The sequence below is a fragment of the Frigoribacterium sp. VKM Ac-2859 genome, from assembly GCF_013204925.1.
Taxonomy (GTDB): Bacteria; Actinomycetota; Actinomycetes; order Actinomycetales; family Microbacteriaceae; genus Frigoribacterium.
This window is the reverse complement of the sequence record NZ_JABMLC010000002.1, coordinates 838359-850435: the sequence shown is the minus strand read 5'-3', so window position 1 is coordinate 850435 and position 12077 is coordinate 838359. Positions and strand designations below refer to the sequence as shown.

General features: G+C 66.7%; 22 protein-coding genes. All 22 read left to right on the top strand.

Annotated elements, in window-relative coordinates:
* The first annotated feature begins 20 nt into the window (after window positions 1-20).
* The 22 genes from HQQ78_RS11850 to rplO all read left to right on the top strand — a co-directional run bounded on the left by HQQ78_RS11850 (window position 21) and on the right by rplO (window position 12050).
* Window positions 21-1013, top strand: coding sequence for a DNA topoisomerase IB (locus HQQ78_RS11850; RefSeq protein WP_173153452.1), 993 nt, complete (start codon window positions 21-23; stop codon window positions 1011-1013).
* A 103-nt stretch (window positions 1014-1116) separates the two neighbouring features.
* Window positions 1117-1956 carry a DarT ssDNA thymidine ADP-ribosyltransferase family protein gene (locus tag HQQ78_RS11845; RefSeq protein WP_173153449.1) on the top strand — a complete coding sequence of 280 codons (840 nt, stop codon included), beginning with the start codon at window positions 1117-1119 and terminating at the stop codon, window positions 1954-1956.
* Between the two features lie 397 nt (window positions 1957-2353).
* Window positions 2354-2662, top strand: coding sequence for a 30S ribosomal protein S10 (gene rpsJ, locus HQQ78_RS11840; RefSeq protein WP_043593369.1), 309 nt, complete (start codon window positions 2354-2356; stop codon window positions 2660-2662).
* An 18-nt stretch (window positions 2663-2680) separates the two neighbouring features.
* Entirely contained in the window at window positions 2681-3331 is a 651-nt protein-coding gene (gene rplC / locus HQQ78_RS11835; protein ID WP_173154863.1) for a 50S ribosomal protein L3, read from the top strand.
* A gap of 3 nt (window positions 3332-3334) precedes the next feature.
* Window positions 3335-3997 carry a 50S ribosomal protein L4 gene (gene rplD / locus HQQ78_RS11830; protein ID WP_043593365.1) on the top strand — a complete coding sequence of 221 codons (663 nt, stop codon included), beginning with the start codon at window positions 3335-3337 and terminating at the stop codon, window positions 3995-3997.
* The gene (gene rplW, locus HQQ78_RS11825) at window positions 3994-4293 is read left to right on the top strand and encodes a 50S ribosomal protein L23 (protein ID WP_043593363.1); all 300 of its coding nucleotides are present in this window, start codon (window positions 3994-3996) and stop codon (window positions 4291-4293) included. The genes rplD and rplW overlap by 4 nt, the downstream gene beginning before the upstream one ends.
* An 18-nt stretch (window positions 4294-4311) precedes the next feature.
* The gene (rplB, locus tag HQQ78_RS11820) at window positions 4312-5151 is read left to right on the top strand and encodes a 50S ribosomal protein L2 (RefSeq protein ID WP_056043560.1); all 840 of its coding nucleotides are present in this window, start codon (window positions 4312-4314) and stop codon (window positions 5149-5151) included.
* A 12-nt stretch (window positions 5152-5163) separates the two neighbouring features.
* The gene (gene rpsS / locus HQQ78_RS11815; protein WP_043593360.1) at window positions 5164-5445 is read left to right on the top strand and encodes a 30S ribosomal protein S19; all 282 of its coding nucleotides are present in this window, start codon (window positions 5164-5166) and stop codon (window positions 5443-5445) included.
* A 25-nt stretch (window positions 5446-5470) separates the two neighbouring features.
* On the top strand, window positions 5471-5863 hold the full coding sequence (rplV, locus tag HQQ78_RS11810) for a 50S ribosomal protein L22 (protein WP_043593358.1): 393 nt from the start codon (window positions 5471-5473) through the stop codon (window positions 5861-5863).
* The gene (gene rpsC, locus HQQ78_RS11805) at window positions 5863-6642 is read left to right on the top strand and encodes a 30S ribosomal protein S3 (RefSeq protein ID WP_043593357.1); all 780 of its coding nucleotides are present in this window, start codon (window positions 5863-5865) and stop codon (window positions 6640-6642) included. The genes rplV and rpsC overlap by 1 nt, the downstream gene beginning before the upstream one ends.
* 2 nt (window positions 6643-6644) lie before the next feature.
* Complete coding sequence (gene rplP / locus HQQ78_RS11800) at window positions 6645-7064, top strand: 50S ribosomal protein L16 (protein ID WP_043593355.1); 420 nt, start codon at window positions 6645-6647, stop codon at window positions 7062-7064.
* The gene (rpmC, locus tag HQQ78_RS11795; RefSeq protein ID WP_054145424.1) at window positions 7064-7387 is read left to right on the top strand and encodes a 50S ribosomal protein L29; all 324 of its coding nucleotides are present in this window, start codon (window positions 7064-7066) and stop codon (window positions 7385-7387) included. The genes rplP and rpmC overlap by 1 nt, the downstream gene beginning before the upstream one ends.
* A complete protein-coding gene (gene rpsQ / locus HQQ78_RS11790; protein ID WP_056043557.1) occupies window positions 7387-7683 on the top strand; it encodes a 30S ribosomal protein S17 in 297 nt (98 codons plus the stop codon). Before rpmC ends, rpsQ begins: the two co-directional genes overlap by 1 nt.
* Before the next feature lie 34 nt (window positions 7684-7717).
* Window positions 7718-8086 (top strand): 50S ribosomal protein L14, encoded by a 369-nt coding sequence (rplN, locus tag HQQ78_RS11785; RefSeq protein ID WP_043593350.1) that lies wholly within the window; start codon window positions 7718-7720, stop codon window positions 8084-8086.
* Window positions 8087-8089: 3 nt separating this feature from the next.
* Window positions 8090-8449 carry a 50S ribosomal protein L24 gene (gene rplX / locus HQQ78_RS11780; protein WP_043593348.1) on the top strand — a complete coding sequence of 120 codons (360 nt, stop codon included), beginning with the start codon at window positions 8090-8092 and terminating at the stop codon, window positions 8447-8449.
* Entirely contained in the window at window positions 8449-9036 is a 588-nt protein-coding gene (gene rplE / locus HQQ78_RS11775) for a 50S ribosomal protein L5 (protein ID WP_043593346.1), read from the top strand. Before rplX ends, rplE begins: the two co-directional genes overlap by 1 nt.
* Window positions 9037-9177: 141 nt before the next feature.
* Window positions 9178-9576 (top strand): 30S ribosomal protein S8, encoded by a 399-nt coding sequence (gene rpsH, locus HQQ78_RS11770; protein WP_043593344.1) that lies wholly within the window; start codon window positions 9178-9180, stop codon window positions 9574-9576.
* 6 nt (window positions 9577-9582) lie between these two features.
* Window positions 9583-10119 (top strand): 50S ribosomal protein L6, encoded by a 537-nt coding sequence (rplF, locus tag HQQ78_RS11765; protein ID WP_043593343.1) that lies wholly within the window; start codon window positions 9583-9585, stop codon window positions 10117-10119.
* A gap of 2 nt (window positions 10120-10121) precedes the next feature.
* Window positions 10122-10493 carry a 50S ribosomal protein L18 gene (gene rplR / locus HQQ78_RS11760; protein ID WP_043593341.1) on the top strand — a complete coding sequence of 124 codons (372 nt, stop codon included), beginning with the start codon at window positions 10122-10124 and terminating at the stop codon, window positions 10491-10493.
* The gene (gene rpsE / locus HQQ78_RS11755; RefSeq protein ID WP_043593339.1) at window positions 10490-11230 is read left to right on the top strand and encodes a 30S ribosomal protein S5; all 741 of its coding nucleotides are present in this window, start codon (window positions 10490-10492) and stop codon (window positions 11228-11230) included. The genes rplR and rpsE overlap by 4 nt, the downstream gene beginning before the upstream one ends.
* A complete protein-coding gene (gene rpmD, locus HQQ78_RS11750; RefSeq protein ID WP_043593338.1) occupies window positions 11230-11415 on the top strand; it encodes a 50S ribosomal protein L30 in 186 nt (61 codons plus the stop codon). The genes rpsE and rpmD overlap by 1 nt, the downstream gene beginning before the upstream one ends.
* Complete coding sequence (gene rplO / locus HQQ78_RS11745; protein WP_082460060.1) at window positions 11415-12050, top strand: 50S ribosomal protein L15; 636 nt, start codon at window positions 11415-11417, stop codon at window positions 12048-12050. The genes rpmD and rplO overlap by 1 nt, the downstream gene beginning before the upstream one ends.
* Window positions 12051-12077 lie beyond the last annotated feature (27 nt).

The following is a 12077-nucleotide window of genomic DNA, read 5'->3' as shown; positions in this document are numbered from 1 at the left end:
GCGCGGTGTTCACTCGACCGATGCCGCGCCTCCGGAGGACCGATTCGAGCCGACCCGGGCTGACGCGGGTCCGGGCAGGACGAGGGTTCTCGTACCGGACGGCCGACGGGACCGCCGTCGCCGACGCCGAGTTGCGGGCCCGCATCGAGCACCTCGCCATCCCACCGGCCTGGACCGACGTCTGGATCTCCCCTTACGAGAACGGCCACATCCAGGCCACGGGAGTGGACGCTGCAGGTCGGCGTCAGTACATCTACCACCCGACGTGGCGTGAGCAGAAGGACCGCATCAAGTTCGACCGGGCACTCGCCCTCGCCGAGTCGCTGCCGACCGCCCGTCGATTCGTGACGCACGACCTGCGCGTCCAGGGGGCCGGCCGTGAGCGGGTCCTGGCCGCTGCCTTCCGCATGCTCGACACGGGCTCCCTCCGGGTGGGCTCCGAGCGCTACGCGCAGGAGCACGGCAGCCACGGGTTGTCGACCCTGCTCTGCGCGCACGCGACCGTCTCCGGCGACACGGTGTCGCTGGCGTTCCCCGGCAAGAGCGGCCAGGACTGGGACTCCGAGATCCACGACGCCGACCTCGCGGCCGTCGTCCGCAGCCTCAAGCGGCGGGGCGGGCGGGCCCGGTTGCTCGCCTGGAAGGCCGACGGCGGGGGAGCGGGGGAGGCGCGCGCGGCCTGGCACCCGCTACGAGCGACCGAGATCAACGACTACGTCAAGGAGAGGGCCGGCGACGAGTTCACCGCCAAGGACTTCCGCACCCTGCACGGCACCGTCGCCGCCGCCGTCAGCCTGGCCCGCTCCGGGCCGCAGGCGTCGGCCTCCCGGCAGTCGAAGTCCCTCGCCCAGGCGATGCGGGACGCCGCCGCCGTGCTCGGCAACACCCCGGCCATCGCGAAGTCGTCGTACGTCGATCCCCGGCTGGTCGATGCGTACCGGCACGGGGAGACCATCGATCCGGCCCGCCTGCACGCGGCCGAATCCGAGGTCCGGGCATTGCTGTTCCGCTGAGCCGTCGCACACCCGAGGTGGTCCGCGGTCTGCGAACGGTGCGCGTCGTGACGTAACCTAGAGGGTCGCGTCCCGTTCGGGTCGCCCGAGAGGAACAACTGCAGTGACTGACGAGTGCATCCACGGATTCGAGCGAGAGTTGTGCGACATCTGCGCTCCCCGCAAGCGCGAGGGCGTCGCCGACGGCATGCCCTCGACCGCCGCACGGTCGGTCACCACCCGCCGCCGCCCCTCCAACCGCAAGCCCGAGTCGCTGCGCAGCACGCCCGCACTCGCCCGTGACTCGGCCGCCGTCGCCGTGGCCGCGCAGGCGGCCGCCACCCCCGTCCCCGAGTTCTCGACCCAGCGTGCCTACCACTGGACGCACGTGTCCAACCTGCCCGGCATCCTCGAGGCCGGCGCGCTGCAGGCCGGCGCTGCTCCCGTGCTCGACGTCAGCTCCGAGGCGACGCGGGCCCTCCGCGCCTCCGTCACGACCGCGTCGGGTCAGCCCGTCGCCGCGCACGTGCCGTTCTCGTTGTCGCCTCATGCGACCGCCTGGGACGCCGTCCGTACCGGAGCCGAGGGCTACGAGTGGTCGGATGCGGCACGTGAGGCCCGTGCCATCGACTTCGTCATGCTCGTGGTTCCCGTCGCCTCGCTCGGCGACGACTTCGTCGTGACCGAGGGCGACGCGGCCGTCGAGGGCGTCCGTGCGGCCGCAGGACTCGACGACGCATCGTCGATGGTCCGCCGGTTCAGCCTCAAGGACCCCGACCTGCTCGGGCCGGAAGTGCTCGTGCCCGGTTCCGTGCCCTTCTCCTCGGTGACGCTCGTCGGCGTCCCGAACGACAAGGTCCGCGACGCCGTGAAGGAGACGCTCGCCGGGCTGGGAGCCGAGGCGCCGCGCGTCGCCGTCTACCCGCCGTGGTTCCGGCCTGCACCGGTCGTCGAAGCCGTCTGACATCCGCGACACGCCCGGGTTGCAGCAAATGCAGGCGTGTGGCAAAATCGTCTAGTTCAACATTTCGAGCCTGGCCTCTGCGCCGGGTGTCGGATCACTGCCAGGCAGTGCACAGACGCAAGGCGTCTGGGCCGCGGGTAGCAGGACGCATCTCACAACGAAACCACCGCCGTGACCTCAGGTCGCGGTGTGCCGGGGCGAAGCCCCGGGTGCGGTTGGCGGTGGCGAAGATGGCCCTCCCCGGGTCCTTCCTCGCGGGCACCGGCCGGTTTCGGCAGATGGATTGACACAAGAACAGCGGTACGCGAGAGACACGTAGTGCCAACAGATGTTCGCCCAGCGAACAGCGTCAGGCGGCCCCCGAGGTGCGCGACGTCCGAACGAGAGAGAGTCACACATGGCGGGACAGAAGATCCGCATCCGACTTAAGTCGTACGACCACGAGGTCATCGACACTTCCGCGCGCAAGATCGTCGACACGGTCACCCGCGCGGGCGCTACGGTCGTCGGCCCCGTGCCGCTCCCGACCGAGAAGAACGTGGTCGTCGTGATCCGTTCGCCCCACAAGTACAAGGACTCGCGCGAGCACTTCGAGAAGCGCACGCACAAGCGCCTCATCGACATCGTCGACCCGACGCCGAAGGCCGTCGACTCGCTCATGCGTCTCGACCTGCCTGCCGACGTCAACATCGAGATCAAGCTGTAGGGGGGGGCGACCATGACCATCAGCACCACCAAGAACGTCAAGGGCCTGCTCGGCAAGAAGCTCGGCATGACCCAGGTCTGGGACGAGAACAACAAGCTCGTCCCCGTCACCGTCGTCGAGATCGCCCCGAACGTCGTGACCCAGGTCCGCTCGCTCGAGAAGGACGGCTACACCGCCGTCCAGATCGCGGCCGGCCAGATCGACCCCCGCAAGTCGAACAAGCCCTCCACGGGTCACTTCGACGCCGCGGGCGTCACCCCCCGTCGCCACCTCACCGAGGTCCGCACCGCCGACGCCGCCGAGTACGCACTCGGCCAGGAGCTCACGGTCGACACCTTCGAAGCCGGCCAGAAGGTCGACGTCGTCGGAACGTCCAAGGGCAAGGGCTTCGCCGGTGTCATGAAGCGTCACAACTTCAAGGGCGTCAGCGCCTCGCACGGTGCGCACCGCAACCACCGCAAGCCCGGTTCGATCGGTGCCTCCTCGACCCCCAGCCGTGTCTTCAAGGGCATGCGCATGGCCGGTCGCATGGGTGGCGAGCGCGTCACCATCCTCAACCTCACGGTGCACGCCGTCGACGCCGAGAAGGGTCTGCTGCTCGTCAAGGGCGCCGTCCCCGGTGCTCGTGGCCGCATCGTTTTCGTCCGCACCGCCGTGAAGGGGAAGTAGCTCATGGCCACCACTACCGCATCGGCCGCTTCGGTCGACGTCGTCGACGCCAAGGGCCAGAAGACCAGCACGGTCGAGCTCCCCGTCGAGCTCTTCGACGTCGTCACGAACGTCCCGCTCATCCACCAGGTCGTCGTCGCCCAGCAGGCCGCCGCACGTCAGGGCACGCACAAGACCAAGCGTCGCGGCGAGGTCTCCGGCGCCGGTCGCAAGCCGTTCAAGCAGAAGGGCACCGGCCGCGCCCGTCAGGGTTCGATCCGCGCTCCTCAGATGACCGGCGGTGGCATCGTCCACGGCCCGCAGCCCCGCGACTACGCCCAGCGCACCCCCAAGAAGATGATCGCCGCAGCCCTGCTCGGTGCTTTGTCCGACCGCGCTCGTGGCGCCCGCGTCCACGTCGTCGAGAGCTTCGTCGCCGACTCGATCTCGACCAAGGTCGCTCTCGAGCTGCTCGCGTCGATCGCCTCGAGCAAGCACGTCCTGATCGTCACCGACCGCGACGACACGCTGACCCTCAAGAGCGTCCGCAACGTGCCCACGGTCCACGTGATCACGTTCGACCAGCTGAACGCCTACGACGTCCTCGTCAGCGACGACATCGTCTTCACGAAGAGCGCCTTCGACGGCTTCGTCGCCTCGAAGACCAAGAAGGAGGCCACCGCATGAGCGGCTACGGAAAAGACCCCCGCGACGTCATCATCGCGCCCGTCGTCTCCGAGAAGAGCTACTCCCTGATCGACCAGGGCAAGTACACCTTCCTCGTGGACCCGCGTTCGAACAAGACCGAGATCAAGCTCGCCATCGAGAAGATCTTCGACGTCAAGGTCGACAGCATCAACACGCTCAACCGAACGGGCAAGACCCGTCGCACCCGCTTCGGCACCGGCAAGCGCAAGGACACCAAGCGCGCCATCGTCACGCTGAAGTCCGGTTCCATCGACATCTTCACGGCTGTCGGCTAGGGAGCAGAGGCATAAATCATGGCAATTCGTAACTACAAGCCCACGACCCCGGGTCGCCGCGGTTCGTCGGTCGCCGACTTCGCGGAGATCACGCGTTCGACGCCCGAGAAGTCGCTGCTGCGCCCGCTCTCGAAGTCCGGTGGCCGTAACAACGCCGGCCGCATCACGACCCGTCACATCGGTGGTGGCCACAAGCGCCAGTACCGCGTCATCGACTTCCGTCGCAACGACAAGGACGGCGTCAACGCCAAGGTCGCTCACATCGAGTACGACCCCAACCGCACGGCTCGCATCGCGCTCCTGCACTTCGTGGACGGCACCAAGCGGTACATCATCGCGCCGAACAAGCTGAAGCAGGGCGACGTCGTCGAGTCGGGTGCCGGCGCCGACATCAAGCCCGGAAACAACCTGCCGCTCAAGAACATCCCGGTCGGTACCGTCATCCACGCCATCGAGCTCAAGCCCGGTGGAGGCGCGAAGATGGCCCGCTCGGCCGGTGCCTCGGTGCGTCTCGTCGCCAAGGACGGCCCCTACGCGCAGCTCCGTCTGCCGTCGGGCGAGGTCCGCAACGTCGACGCCCGCTGCCGCGCCACGATCGGCGAGGTCGGCAACGCCGAGCAGTCGAACATCAACTGGGGCAAGGCCGGCCGCATGCGCTGGAAGGGCGTCCGCCCGACCGTGCGTGGTGTCGCCATGAACCCCGTCGACCACCCGCACGGTGGTGGTGAGGGCAAGACCTCCGGTGGACGCCACCCGGTCAGCCCGTGGGGCCAGAAAGAGGGCCGCACGCGTCACCCCAACAAAGAGAGCGACAAGCTCATCGTCCGTCGTCGTAACGCTGGCAAGAAGCGTAAGTAGGAGTTGTAGAAGATGCCACGCAGTCTTAAGAAGGGCCCCTTCGTTGACGACCACCTGCTTCGCAAGGTCGTCTCGCAGAACGAGGCCAGCACCAAGAACGTCATCAAGACCTGGTCGCGCCGTTCGATGATCGTCCCCAACATGCTTGGGCACACCATCGCCGTGCACGACGGACGCAAGCACATCCCCGTGTTCGTGACCGAGAGCATGATCGGCCACAAGCTCGGTGAGTTCGCGCCCACCCGCACCTTCCGTGGTCACGTGAAGGACGACAAGAAGGGTCGTCGCCGCTAACGCGGCGACGTGAAGGAGGAGAGAAATGGTGGAGTCGATCGCACGCGTGCGTCACATCCGCGTCACCCCCATGAAGGCCCGTCGTGTCGTCAACCTGATCCGCGGCAAGCAGGCCGCCGAGGCTCTGGCGATCCTGAAGTTTGCACCTCAGGGCGCCAGCGAGCCCGTCTACAAGCTCGTCGCGTCGGCCATGGCCAACGCTCGGGTCAAGGCGGACGCCTCGAACAGCTACCTCGACGAGCAGGACTTGTACATCAGTCGTGCATTCGTCGACCAGGGCGCCACCCTCAAGCGGTTCCAGCCGCGTGCACAGGGCCGCGCCTTCAAGATCCTGAAGCGCACCAGCCACATCACGATCGTCCTCTCGACGCCTGATGAGGTCGAGGCTGCCGACGCTACGAAGAAGGCGAGCAAGTAATGGGCCAGAAAGTCAACCCGTACGGCTTCCGTCTGGGCATCACCACCGACCACGTGTCGCGGTGGTTCACCGACAGCACGAAGCCGGGACAGCGTTACAGCGACTACGTCGCCGAGGACGTCAAGATCCGCACCCTGCTGAAGACCTCGCTCGATCGCGCCGGCGTGGCGAAGATCGAGATCGAGCGCACCCGTGACCGCGTCCGCGTCGACATCCACACCGCCCGTCCGGGCATCGTGATCGGTCGTCGTGGCGCCGAGGCCGAGCGCATCCGCGGCGACCTCGAGAAGCTCACGAGCAAGCAGATCCAGCTCAACATCCTCGAGGTCAAGAACCCCGAGGCCGAGGCCCAGCTCGTCGCCCAGGGCATCGCCGAGCAGCTCGCTGCTCGCGTGGCGTTCCGTCGTGCGATGCGCAAGGGGCTCCAGGGCGCCCAGCGTGCCGGTGCCAAGGGTGTCCGCATCCAGGTGTCGGGCCGTCTCGGCGGCGCCGAGATGAGCCGCTCGGAGTTCTACCGCGAGGGCCGCGTCCCCCTGCACACGCTCCGCGCCAACATCGACTACGGCTTCTACGAGGCCAAGACCACCTTCGGTCGCATCGGTGTCAAGGTCTGGATCTACAAGGGCGACATCACCAACAAGGAGCTCGCGCGCGAGCAGGCGAACCAGAAGTCGTCTCGCCCCGAGCGCCGCAACGACCGTGACGGCGCCCGCCGCGGCGGGGGCGACCGCGCTCCCCGCGAGCAGAAGGCACCCGCCACCACAGGAGCTGAGGCGTAACCATGCTTATCCCCCGTCGTGTCAAGCACCGCAAGCAGCACCACCCCGGCCGTAGCGGCCAGGCCACTGGTGGCACCAAGGTCAGCTTCGGTGAGTACGGCATCCAGGCCCTCACGCCCGCTTACGTGACCAACCGTCAGATCGAGTCCGCTCGTATCGCCATGACGCGTCACATCAAGCGTGGCGGAAAGGTGTGGATCAACATCTACCCCGACCGTCCCCTCACGAAGAAGCCCGCCGAGACCCGCATGGGTTCCGGTAAGGGCTCGCCCGAGTGGTGGGTCGCGAACGTCAAGCCGGGTCGCGTGCTCTTCGAGCTCAGCGGCGTGAGCGAGGAGATCGCCAAAGAGGCACTCACTCGCGCAATCCACAAGCTGCCCCTCAAGGCACGCATCATCAAGCGCGAGGAGGGCGACGCATAATGGCGATCGGTTCCAAGGAGCTCCGTCCTGTCGAGCTCGACACATTCGAAGACGAGCGTCTCGTCGATGAGCTGAAGAAGGCGAAGGAAGAACTCTTCAACCTCCGCTTCCAGTCGGCCACCGGCCAGCTCGAGAGCCACGGCCGCCTGCGTGCCGTGAAGCGCGACATCGCTCGCATCTACACGGTCCTGCGTGAGCGCGAGCTCGGCATCCGTGCCACCCCCGCCCCGGTCGAGGCGGCCCCCAAGGCCGCCAAGAAGTCGACCAAGAAGGCTGACAAGCCGGCCGAGACGGCTGACGAGACCGCCGAGGAGAGCAAGTAATGGCCACCGAGAACAAGACCGAGGTCGACTCGGCTGCCGTCGAGGTCCGCGGCTACCGCAAGACGCGTCGCGGCTACGTGACCAGCGACAAGATGGAGAAGACCATCGTCGTCGAGGTCGAGGACCGCGTGAAGCACCCCCTGTACGGCAAGGTCATCCGCCGCACGTCCAAGGTCAAGGTCCACGACGAGGCCAACTCGGCCGGCGTCGGCGACCTCGTCGTGATCAGCGAGACCCGTCCGCTCAGCGCCTCCAAGCGCTGGCGCCTGGTCGAGATCCTCGAGAAGGCGAAGTAGGCCTCGCGGCCTGCTTGCGTAGAAGGAGACACAAGTGATTCAGCAAGAATCCCGCCTCAAGATCGCCGACAACACCGGGGCAAAAGAGATCCTCACCATCCGCGTGCTCGGTGGCTCCGGCCGTCGTTACGCCGGCCTGGGTGACGTCATCGTCGCCACGGTGAAGGACGCCATCCCCGGTGGCAACGTGAAGAAGGGTGACGTCGTCAAGGCCGTCATCGTTCGCACCAAGAAAGAGGTCCGTCGCCCGGACGGCTCTTACATCAAGTTCGACGAGAACGCCGCAGTGATCCTGAAGGCCGACGGAGACCCCCGCGGAACCCGCATCTTCGGACCGGTCGGTCGCGAACTCCGCGACAAGAAGTTCATGAAGATCATCTCGCTGGCGCCGGAGGTTATCTAAGTCATGGCAAACATCAAGAAGGGTGACCTCGTGCAGGTCATCACGGGTGCCTCGCAGGCCCGCGGCGGAGACCGCGGCAAGCAGGGCAAGGTCCTCGAGGTGCTCGTCGAGCGCAACCGCGTGGTCGTCGAAGGCGTCAACTTCGTGACCAAGCACGTGCGCGTCGGCCAGACCCAGCGTGGTTCCAAGACCGGTGGCATCGAGACGCACGAGGCTCCCATCCACGTGTCGAACGTCGCCGTCGTCGACCCCAAGACCAAGAAGCCCACCCGCGTCGGCTTCCGCGAAGAGACGGTCACCAAGGACGGCGTGTCCAAGACCGTTCGCGTCCGTTACGCCAAGAAGTCTGGTGAGAACCTCTGATGACCGACACCACCACGCAGGCCGCCACGGCCCTCCCGCGGCTGAAGGCCAAGTACCGCGCCGAGATCATCGAGCAGCTGAAGTCCGACTTCGGCTTCACGAACGTGCACCAGGTGCCCGGGCTCGTGAAGATCGTCGTCAACACCGGTGTCGGTGAGGCCGCTCGCGACAGCAAGATCATCGACGGTGCCATCAAGGACCTGACGGCCATCACCGGCCAGAAGCCCCAGGTCACCAAGGCACGCAAGTCCATCGCGCAGTTCAAGCTGCGCGAGGGCCAGCCGATCGGTGCCCACGTCACGCTCCGCGGTGACCGCGCCTGGGAGTTCCTCGACCGACTGCTGTCGCTGGCGCTGCCCCGCATCCGTGACTTCCGTGGTCTGAGCGACCGCCAGTTCGACGGAAACGGCAACTACACCTTCGGTCTCAACGAGCAGAGCATGTTCCACGAGATCGACCAGGACCGCATCGACCGCGTCCGTGGCTTCGACATCACCGTCGTCACGACCGCCAAGAACGACGACGAGGGTCGCGCGCTGCTCAAGGCGCTCGGGTTCCCGTTCCGTTCGGCCGACTCGGCCAACTAAGATCGTTCGGTCGGCAACTCTCTCGTAGAGTTGCCGGCCGTTCCCCTGAGGTCGACGAGAACCGCTCGTCGACCAATCGATCGCCCAGGTCGGCACCCGGTGTACCGGATGTCGAAACCGGACGAGAAAGTGACAAACCGCATGACGATGACAGATCCGGTCGCAGACCTGCTGACCAGACTGCGCAACGCGAACTCGGCTTTCCACGAGACCGTGTCGCTCCCGAGCAGCAAGCTCAAGTCCCACATCGCCGAGATCCTCAAGCGCGAGGGTTTCATCGAGTCGTGGAAGGTCGAAGACGCCCGCGTCGGTCAGACCCTCACGATCGACCTCAAGTACGGCCCCGCCCGTGAGCGCTCCATCAAGGGCATCAAGCGCGTGTCGAAGCCCGGCCTCCGCGTCTACGCCAAGTCGACCGAGATCCCCCAGGTGCTCGGTGGCCTCGGTGTCGCCATCCTGTCGACTTCCTCCGGTCTGTTGACCGACCGTGAGGCCCAGAAGAAGGGCGTAGGCGGAGAAGTCCTCGCCTACGTGTGGTAACTCGTCATGTCTCGAATCGGAAGACTCCCCATCTCGATCCCTGCCGGGGTCGACGTGAAGATCGACGGCCAGGCCGTCAGCGTCAAGGGCCCCAAGGGTGAGCTGTCGCTCGTCGTCAAGAGCCCCATCGAAGCCAAGATCGAAGAAGGCACGGTCGTCGTGACCCGTCCGGACGACGAGCGCGAGTCGCGTTCGCTCCACGGCCTCACGCGCACCCTGATCGCCAACCAGATCATCGGCGTCACCGAGGGCTACACCAAGGGCCTCGAAGTCGTCGGAACCGGTTACCGCGTCCAGGCCAAGGGCTCGAACGTCGAGTTCGCCCTGGGTTACTCGCACCCCATCACCGTCGAGCCGCCCGCAGGCATCAGCTTCACGGTCGAGGGCAACAACAAGCTCACCGTCGTCGGGATCGACAAGCAGGCCGTCGGCGAGATGGCTGCCAACATCCGCAAGCTGCGCAAGCCCGAGCCCTACAAGGGCAAGGGTGTCCGCTACGCCGGCGAGGTCGTCCGCCGCAAGGCCGGAAAGTCAGGTAAGTAATCATGGGTCTCGGTACACGAGGAAAAAGCAAGTCGGCTGCCACCAAGCGCCGTCACACCCGCCTGCGCAAGAAGGTCGTGGGCACCGAAGAACGCCCCCGTCTCGTCGTCACCCGTTCGGCCCGGCACGTGTTCGTGCAGGTCGTCGACGACAGCAAGGGCTTCACCGTCGCCAGCGCATCGACCCTCGAGGCCGACCTGCGCACGTTCGACGGTGACAAGACCGCGAAGTCCCGCAAGGTCGGCGAGCTCGTCGCCGAGCGTGCGAAGGCTGCGGGTATCGAGGCCGTCGTGTTCGATCGCGGCGGCAACAAGTACGCCGGACGCGTCGCGGCCATCGCCGAAGGCGCCCGAGAGGCTGGTTTGAACCTGTGAGCGACGCTACGAACACCACTCCCCCCGCAGAGACCGAAGCGACCAAGGCGCCGGCTGAGGCCGTCGTCGAGCGTCCCGTCGAGACCGCTGCCGGCTCGGAGTCGAACAACCGCGAGGGTGGTCGCACCGACCGCCGTGGCGGCCAGGGTCGCGGTGACCGCAACCAGGGTGGCCGCGGACGCGGCGACCGTGACGACAAGAGCCAGTTCCTGGAGCGCGTCGTCACGATCAACCGCGTGTCGAAGGTCGTCAAGGGCGGTCGTCGCTTCAGCTTCACCGCACTCGTCGTCGTCGGTGACGGCAACGGCTTGGTCGGTGTCGGCTACGGCAAGGCCCGAGAGGTCCCCACGGCCATCAGCAAGGGCGTCGAAGAGGCCAAGAAGAACTTCTTCCGCGTCCCGCGCATCGGCAACACGATCCCGCACCCCGTGCAGGGTGAAGCCGCTGCAGGCGTCGTCATGCTGCGTCCGGCCTCGGCCGGTACCGGTGTCATCGCCGGTGGTCCCGTCCGCGCCGTGCTCGAGTGCGCTGGCGTGCACGACGTCCTGAGCAAGTCGCTCGGTTCGTCGAACACGATCAACATCGTCCACGCCACGGTCGAGGCGTTGCAGCAGCTCGAAGAGCCGCGTGCCGTCGCCGCCCGTCGTGGACTCGACATCGACGCTGTCATGCCGGCCTTCATGGTCCGTGCCGAGCAGGCAGCCCGTACCGCCGCGACCGAGAAGGCAGGTGCCTGATGGCCGCCAACCTCAAGGTGACCCAGATCAAGTCCGTAATCAGCGAGAAGCAGAACCAGCGTGACACGCTGCGGAGCCTGGGCCTCAAGCGCATCGGCCAGTCGGTCGTTCGCGAGGACACCAAGCAGAACCGCGGCTACGTCAACACGGTCGCCCACCTCGTGAAGGTCGAGGAGATTGACTAATGGCTGACGAGAAGAACGAGGCCGCCGCGAAGGCCGCCCCGAAGAAGGCCGCCGCCCCCAAGGCGACGACCACCAAGGCAGCAGCTCCCAAGGCTGCCGCCAAGAAGCCCGCAGCCGACAAGGCCGCTGCTTCGACGGGTTCGACCACCAAGGCCGCTCCCGCCTCGACGACGTCCTCCGACGACGTCGCGCGTCCCCAGGTGCTCAAGGTGCACCACCTTCGTCCGGCTCCCGGTGCCAAGAAGGCGAAGACGCGCGTCGGCCGTGGTGAGGGCTCGAAGGGTAAGACGGCCGGTCGTGGCACCAAGGGTCAGAAGGCCCGGTACCAGGTCAAGGTCGGATTCGAGGGTGGCCAGATGCCGCTCCACATGCGTACTCCGAAGCTGCGCGGGTTCAAGAACCCGTTCCGCGTCGAGTACCAGGTGGTCAACCTCGAGAAGCTGAACGAGCTCTACCCGCAGGGTGGTGACGTCACCGTCGGTGACCTCGTCGCCAAGGGTGCCGTTCGGAAGAACGAGAAGGTCAAGGTCCTCGGACAGGGCGACCTGAGCGTCAAGCTCACCGTCGCGGTCGACAAGGTCTCCGGCTCCGCCGAGGACAAGATCGTCGCCGCCGGCGGGTCCGTCAGCAAGTAAAAATCACCTGAGGGGGTGGTCCGCCAG

Coding starts and splice junctions, on each gene's coding strand:
- rplR (WP_043593341.1), top strand. CDS start 10,122: ATGGGTCTCGGTACACGAGGAAAAAGCAAGTCGGCTGCCACCAAGCGC.
- rplX (WP_043593348.1), top strand. CDS start 8,090: ATGGCAAACATCAAGAAGGGTGACCTCGTGCAGGTCATCACGGGTGCC.
- rplV (WP_043593358.1), top strand. CDS start 5,471: ATGGTGGAGTCGATCGCACGCGTGCGTCACATCCGCGTCACCCCCATG.
- rplD (WP_043593365.1), top strand. CDS start 3,335: ATGGCCACCACTACCGCATCGGCCGCTTCGGTCGACGTCGTCGACGCC.
- rplB (WP_056043560.1), top strand. CDS start 4,312: ATGGCAATTCGTAACTACAAGCCCACGACCCCGGGTCGCCGCGGTTCG.
- rplP (WP_043593355.1), top strand. CDS start 6,645: ATGCTTATCCCCCGTCGTGTCAAGCACCGCAAGCAGCACCACCCCGGC.
- rplF (WP_043593343.1), top strand. CDS start 9,583: ATGTCTCGAATCGGAAGACTCCCCATCTCGATCCCTGCCGGGGTCGAC.
- rpsJ (WP_043593369.1), top strand. CDS start 2,354: ATGGCGGGACAGAAGATCCGCATCCGACTTAAGTCGTACGACCACGAG.
- HQQ78_RS11850 (WP_173153452.1), top strand. CDS start 21: ATGCCGCGCCTCCGGAGGACCGATTCGAGCCGACCCGGGCTGACGCGG.
- rpsQ (WP_056043557.1), top strand. CDS start 7,387: ATGGCCACCGAGAACAAGACCGAGGTCGACTCGGCTGCCGTCGAGGTC.
- rpmD (WP_043593338.1), top strand. CDS start 11,230: ATGGCCGCCAACCTCAAGGTGACCCAGATCAAGTCCGTAATCAGCGAG.
- rplW (WP_043593363.1), top strand. CDS start 3,994: ATGAGCGGCTACGGAAAAGACCCCCGCGACGTCATCATCGCGCCCGTC.
- rpmC (WP_054145424.1), top strand. CDS start 7,064: ATGGCGATCGGTTCCAAGGAGCTCCGTCCTGTCGAGCTCGACACATTC.
- rplE (WP_043593346.1), top strand. CDS start 8,449: ATGACCGACACCACCACGCAGGCCGCCACGGCCCTCCCGCGGCTGAAG.
- rpsH (WP_043593344.1), top strand. CDS start 9,178: ATGACGATGACAGATCCGGTCGCAGACCTGCTGACCAGACTGCGCAAC.
- rpsS (WP_043593360.1), top strand. CDS start 5,164: ATGCCACGCAGTCTTAAGAAGGGCCCCTTCGTTGACGACCACCTGCTT.
- rpsC (WP_043593357.1), top strand. CDS start 5,863: ATGGGCCAGAAAGTCAACCCGTACGGCTTCCGTCTGGGCATCACCACC.
- rplO (WP_082460060.1), top strand. CDS start 11,415: ATGGCTGACGAGAAGAACGAGGCCGCCGCGAAGGCCGCCCCGAAGAAG.